The sequence below is a fragment of the Streptomyces sp. NRRL F-2664 genome, from assembly GCF_000719345.1.
In the GTDB taxonomy this organism is placed as follows: domain Bacteria; phylum Actinomycetota; class Actinomycetes; order Streptomycetales; family Streptomycetaceae; genus Streptomyces.
This window is the reverse complement of sequence record NZ_JOFX01000122.1, coordinates 1-5,702: the sequence shown is the minus strand read 5'-3', so window position 1 is coordinate 5,702 and position 5,702 is coordinate 1. Positions and strand designations below refer to the sequence as shown.

Genomic DNA, 5,702 nt, shown 5'->3' with positions numbered 1-5,702 from the left:
AGCCGCCGAGCTCTGGAGCAGACCGAGGGCCCTGCGGGCCGCTGGGGTCACGAACGGCTGATCGGATGCAGGGCCATCGAGCCCTTCCATCAGGGAGACGCGTGCCCCCGCACGGCTGCGACCAGCAGCACGCCCCCCGACCGACAGGACGAACACGGCAAAATGACCGTCACCTGCGGAACCGACTGGGCCAGCGACCATCACGACGCCGCCCTGGCCGACTCCGCGAGCATTGTGGTTCCGGCGTCTCCTGCTGCTGCGGTGCCTCCGGGAACCTACGCCTACGTCACCCACGATGCCGAGCTTCCGGTTTCCGGGCAAGCCGGGGCTCTGTGGGCGATCGACGTAGCCACGGGCGCAGCTACACAGACGCTGCCGCCGAGCACCTCCTTTTCGCGGGGTGTTGCTGTTTCACCTGACGGCACCCGCGTCTATCAGCTGACGACGCTCGCGGTAAGGGTGGTCGATACGGCCACCGACACGGTCATCGCGAACATCAGCCTTGGCGGATTCGGATCGCCGCTGAGGGGTTTGGCGGTGTCTCCGGACGACTCGCGTCTCTACGTCGGCACTCGGGGGGGGCAGATGAGCGTGGCCGCCTGCTGGTTGTCGACACCACCTCGAACCAACTGCTGTCCAATCATGACTTGGGCCCATCCAGGCTCCCGGAGGGCGTAGCGGTGTCCCCTGACGGAAACTACGTCTACACCGCCAACTTCCTCATCAGCACGGTGTCAGTGTTCAGCACGGTCACCGACACGGTCGTGCAGGAGGTGGCAGTGGGCGATGACCCGTCGTCCGTGGCCGTCACGTCGGATGGCGCGGCGTATGTCGCGAACTCCGGCGTGTCGAATAGTGTGACAGTTCTGGACACCAGCAGCTTCCCTGTCACGGTGAGGACTACAGTGCCGGTGGGCGCCCAGCCGAAGGACGTGGCGGTGACGCCGGACGGCTCGCGTGCCTACGTTGCCAACTTTGCTTCGGACAGTGTGTCGGTGATCGGCACGGCCACCAATACCGTCGTCGGCGACCCGATTCCCGTCGACGACGGCCCCGCCGGTGTGGCGATGGCACAGGTGCCGAAGCGTGTTTCGTCGACGACGGTGGTGTCTGCTCCGAACCCTTCCACCGTGGGGCAGGCGGTGACATTCACCGCGTCGGTGGCGGGTGACTCCGGTACCCCGGCCGGGACGGTGACGTTCAAGGAGCCGAGTACAGCGGCAGCACCGTCTACCAGCCCTCCAGCGCCACCACCGTACAGACGGTCAACCCGGCCCCGCTGTCCGTGCCCTGGGCCGCCACCCTGCCCGCAGCCACGGCCGGCACCCCCTACAGCGCACCCACCGCCACCGGCCCGGTGACCGGCGGCACCCCCCTACACCTTCAGCGCCGCCAGCCTGCCCGTCGGCCTGACCATCAGCCCCACCACCGGGGCCGTCTCGGCACCCCCGCCACCGCAGGCAGCAGCACCGTCACGGTAACCGTCACCGACAGCGGCAGCCCCGCACTGACCGCCAGCCGCCAGTTCACCCTCACCGTCCACCCCGCCCCCGCATCCACCTGCACCACTCCCATCGCAACCCTGCAGCAGCGCGGCTACAACATCATCCAGGGCACCGGCACCCCAACCAGATCTCCGGCACCAACGGTATGGACGCGATCTTCGGCCACGGCGGCAACGACCAGCTCTTCGGCCTCGGCGGCACCGACCTCCTGTGCGGAGGCGACGGCAACGACCAGATCCACGGCGGCGACGGCGACGACCGCGCCGGAGGCGGGCCGGGCAGCGACCAGCTCTACGGCAACACCGGCAACGACACCCTCCACAGCGGCACCGGAAAGGACCAGTCCCTCGGCGAAGCCGGCAACGACACCCTCAACGGCAACACCGGCCTGAACACCAACAACGGCGGCACCTGCACCAACACCTGCACCAACCCCACCACCGGACCCGGCTGCAACAACTAACCCCAACACCAGCACAACCACCCCGTTCTGACAAAGGGCCGGGCACCCCCACACCCACGGCAGCACCCGGTCCCCGCAACAACCAGCCCCCACGCGGCTGCCCCTCCCCCAGATCACCAGGCACCTCAGACAGGCATTTTGGCCCGTGGGTCTGCGACTGGAGGAGCGATTGCCGACGGCGCGCTCCTCAGCCATCGTCTCTCGCGATCGGTCAAACAGCGCGTCAGCGCCGTGACCGACTCACTGCGGCCTCGCCGGGAAGCCCAGCGATGGCCGTGACCGACGCCGCCTGGCCGGAGTGCCTCCGGCCGGGGTGGGCAAGCCGGGGTGCGGAGCGGCTTGCCCAGGCTCCCCTTCGGCTTGCCCTAGGGGGTGTTGCCGGGGCGGGCAGCCCGGATGGCCGGCCCACCGCCTGCTGGGCGGCAGCGGCAAAAGCCATGGTGGAGGCATGTCCGCCAAGCTGATGGTCTACCCGCCCGACGAATAGGGGTGGCGCCGACTCCGCTACGACGGCGTCGCCATCGGAGTCGCGCACCGCCCTGCAGACAGCAGGGTCTTCCTGGCTGCAGCGGCATTCATCCAACCGAGCGGCCAAGCCTCCCCCACACCACCACCACGCCCCCCCAGAATGCAAGAGTCACACCCAGCAGAAGAAGGAAACCGGATGCGCTACACACGCCCCGCACTTACAGCCATCACAGCCCTACTCGCCCTCACCGGACTCGGCACCACCGCACACGCCGACAGCAACGGCAGAAATGACAACTGCACCATCACCATCGGCACCGTCGGCGACCACAGCAACATCGCCTGCGGCAACATGACCTACGGAGACCACGCCACCACCGGACAAGGCCACACTACCGGCGGACTCGGAGCCTCACTCGGCGATCTACCCAATGAATGCGTGATTTTCACGAACTCTACAAATGAAAACCTCTACCGCGACTCCGTCACGGGCTTCGCTCCAAACTATGGTGCGCCTGCAGTCATCCCGCCCGGCTTGACTACCGCCCCAATCTGCGCGAGGGATGACGAAGAATCGTTCTTCTATGTGTACTACGTGAAGCACGATAACGGGCAGCCAACAGGCGACCAGTACGGATACGCCGGAGGCAACGACGCAGTCCTTTCCCAGGGGTGCTACCTGGGAAATCCCAACGGCAATCCTGTTCACGTAGTTCTCGGGATTACGCCGCCAGATTCTGACACAGAGGCTTGCCCCCCTCTAAACCGGGGCTGAAGCGCACCCGTCTGGGACGCGTAAGGGGACTGTAAAAGGAATGGTGTAACTCCGATCATGGGAGGATTGCACCTGTGAACAGGGTACATAGCCAAACCGTCTGAGGCAGGGGCCGTGTCGACGGGCGTGCATGACCGGTTCCTGAACGGCCTCGTGGCCCGGGCCCGGGCCGAGGGCCTGCAGCTGACGGGTGAGGGCGGACTGCTCCAGCAGCTGACGAAGAGGCTGCTGGAGTCCGCTCTCGAGGGCGGGATGACGGGCCACCTGGGCTATGGTCAGCGCGATCCGGCGGGGAGGAACGGCGGTAACCCAAGGGAACGGTAAGCGTCCAAGAGGGCCGTCACGGACGTCGGCCCGGTTGAGATCTCGGCGGAGGCCCTTGGCGCCGAGGTTTCCTGGCAGCCCGTCTCCGCGATCACCGACTCGGTGATGGAGGGGTGGCAGAGTGGCAGGCCCGCCCGCTCGGCCGCGTCTGTCCGGCGGTCTTCATCGACTGCATCCACGTGAAGATCCCGGTTCTGTCGACGATCTTGTGATCCGGTCGGTTCAGCGGGTCGTTCCGACTGTTCGCGATCATGTATCGCGTGTTCTCGTGATGTGCTCTTGGAGCTGCTTCCGTATCTGCCCGCGCTGGTGATCGAGGAGGTCGAGCGGCAGCCGGACAAGGTGGTGCTGAGAACTCGGGTGCGGGCGGCCGCCGGCCTGCCGGTGCTCGGCGCAGGTGCACGGCCGATCTGCACGCCCGCTGCGTTACGTCGCCACGAGCGGGCTCGCGTCGTGGCCGAGTTGCGCGTCCGCCGTTTCCGCTGCGGGAACACCGCCTGCCCGGCGGTGGCGTTCGTCGGGCCAACAGCAGACTGACCAACCCGCGCAGCCGCTGTACCCCGCTGCTGCGCAGGGTGTCGGCACAGAATTGGGCTGGCGCTGGCGTGTAGGGCAGGAGCCCGCCTGGCTGCTGCGGCTGGTGCCGTCGTGGGCAAGGACATGCTGCTGCGACGGGTCAGGGCCTGCACGATCCGGATGTCCGGGAGGTGGAGGTGCTCGGCGTGGACGACTTCGCCTTCCGCAAGGGTCGCCATTGCGGCACGGTGCTGATCGATATGTCCGCCCGCCGCCCGCTTCACCTCTACGACGGGCGCGAAGGCGGGAACCTGGCCGCCTGGCTCTGCGACCGCCCCGAGGTGAAAGCCGCCTGCCGGGACCGGTCCAGCGGCTACGGGGAGGGCGCACGGAGCGGGGCGCCGCAGGCCGGGCAGGTCGCTGATCGCTATCAGGCCGGCCTCGGTCAGGCGGTCGAGAAAGACGGTGGCCGCTCATCGTTCCCGCCTGGCCGAACCGCCTTCCGTACCTGCCAGCACGCCCGGCGGACCGGAGTCTGGGCCCGAAGCGGTCCAGCCGCCGAGCTGAGACCGTGACCCGACTGTGTGAAAAAGCACGCCGCCGCCCACGGGCTGTGGGCACAGGGGATGTAGAAGGCGGCGATCGGCCGGAAACCCGGGCTGCACCAGGCCACCGGCCGCGAAACTGGCCAACGCCCGCTCCGTCGGCGATGCCGTCGCCGAGACCTTCAGCGGGCGCACCGTCGCCGACCCGTGCACCGGCTGCCTGCACCGGCGCTGGAACGAAGGCGTCAGAAACGCTGCACACCCCCTACCGGGAGATCCGGGAACCCGGCTGCCGGAGGCGGGCTCGCCGTCCAGCGTCACCTGCGGCGCTAGCGAACCGGACGTGGACACGCACCCGCCCCGGTCCCAAGCCTCCACCGGTCCGCGAGGCCACCTCCGGGATCACGACCCGTCCCGGACACCTGCGGGACGAAAACGCCGACCAACTGCACCGGCTGCGTGAGCGCTGGACCGGCTCACCGGCCACGTCAGGAAGTCGCCGCGATGACGACCGGATGCCGCGGTGACCGCCTTGAGGATCATCTGCACGACCAACGCGGTCGAGTCGGTCAACGCCCGCATCCGCCGGGCTGTCAAGGCAAGGGCCACTTCCCCTCCGAGAACGCCGCCCTGAAGTGCGTCTGCCTCGCGGTGATGCCCCTCGACCTGACCGGCGCCGGCCGCAAACCCTGGGCCACCCGCTGGAAGCGGGCCCTGCAGGCCTTCGGCATCGCCTTCGACGGACGCCTCGCCAACAACCACATCTGACAGTAAGCCAACCACGGTTACACCGTTTACTGGACAGACCCGCGGGGGGTGTTCGGAGGAGAGACAGCAGTCCCGGAGCCCTGCTCTCCTGATCGGGCCACCTTTTCCTGTCTCCCCGGAGTGCGTCCGTGCCTTCCCCTTACCCTCCTCTGTCTTCTTCTGCTGTGTGCCGTGTCCGCCGAGGTGGTGTGGCCGGCCTTCTGGCGCTGGCTACTGCCGGAGCTGTGGCCGGGGAGGGGGCGGGTGAGGCGTTCGCCGCTCCGGGTTCCCGCTCTGCTGCCGCCACGGCGGCTGCCGCGACGGCGGCGGTGCCGGTGTCGGGTGTGTTTGCGCCGGGT

6 protein-coding genes and 2 pseudogenes are annotated in these 5,702 nt (G+C 68.2%); all 8 read left to right on the top strand.

Annotation, left to right across the window (positions count from 1 at the left end; genetic code table 11):
* On the top strand, positions 1–678 hold a 678-nt coding region (locus IF89_RS46585), incomplete at its 5' end, for a YncE family protein (protein WP_234328008.1).
* 2 nt (positions 679–680) lie between these two features.
* Positions 681–1,361, top strand: coding sequence for a YncE family protein (locus IF89_RS49915; protein ID WP_158718079.1), 681 nt, complete (start codon positions 681–683; stop codon positions 1,359–1,361).
* A gap of 193 nt (positions 1,362–1,554) precedes the next feature.
* Complete coding sequence (locus IF89_RS0134405) at positions 1,555–1,968, top strand: calcium-binding protein (protein ID WP_420707008.1); 414 nt, start codon at positions 1,555–1,557, stop codon at positions 1,966–1,968.
* 664 nt (positions 1,969–2,632) lie between these two features.
* Positions 2,633–3,211 (top strand): hypothetical protein, encoded by a 579-nt coding sequence (locus tag IF89_RS46580; RefSeq protein ID WP_158718078.1) that lies wholly within the window; start codon positions 2,633–2,635, stop codon positions 3,209–3,211.
* A gap of 114 nt (positions 3,212–3,325) precedes the next feature.
* Positions 3,326–3,723 (top strand): annotated as a pseudogene (locus IF89_RS48525) (transposase); the annotation flags it as partial.
* Between the two features lie 85 nt (positions 3,724–3,808).
* Positions 3,809–4,072, top strand: a complete 264-nt coding sequence (locus IF89_RS41320; protein ID WP_051808095.1) for a hypothetical protein — start codon at positions 3,809–3,811, stop codon at positions 4,070–4,072.
* A 185-nt stretch (positions 4,073–4,257) separates the two neighbouring features.
* On the top strand, positions 4,258–4,626 hold the full coding sequence (locus tag IF89_RS41315) for a transposase (protein ID WP_158718077.1): 369 nt from the start codon (positions 4,258–4,260) through the stop codon (positions 4,624–4,626).
* Positions 4,627–5,131: 505 nt separating this feature from the next.
* Positions 5,132–5,364: pseudogene (locus IF89_RS43525) on the top strand (transposase); the annotation flags it as partial.
* Positions 5,365–5,702 lie beyond the last annotated feature (338 nt).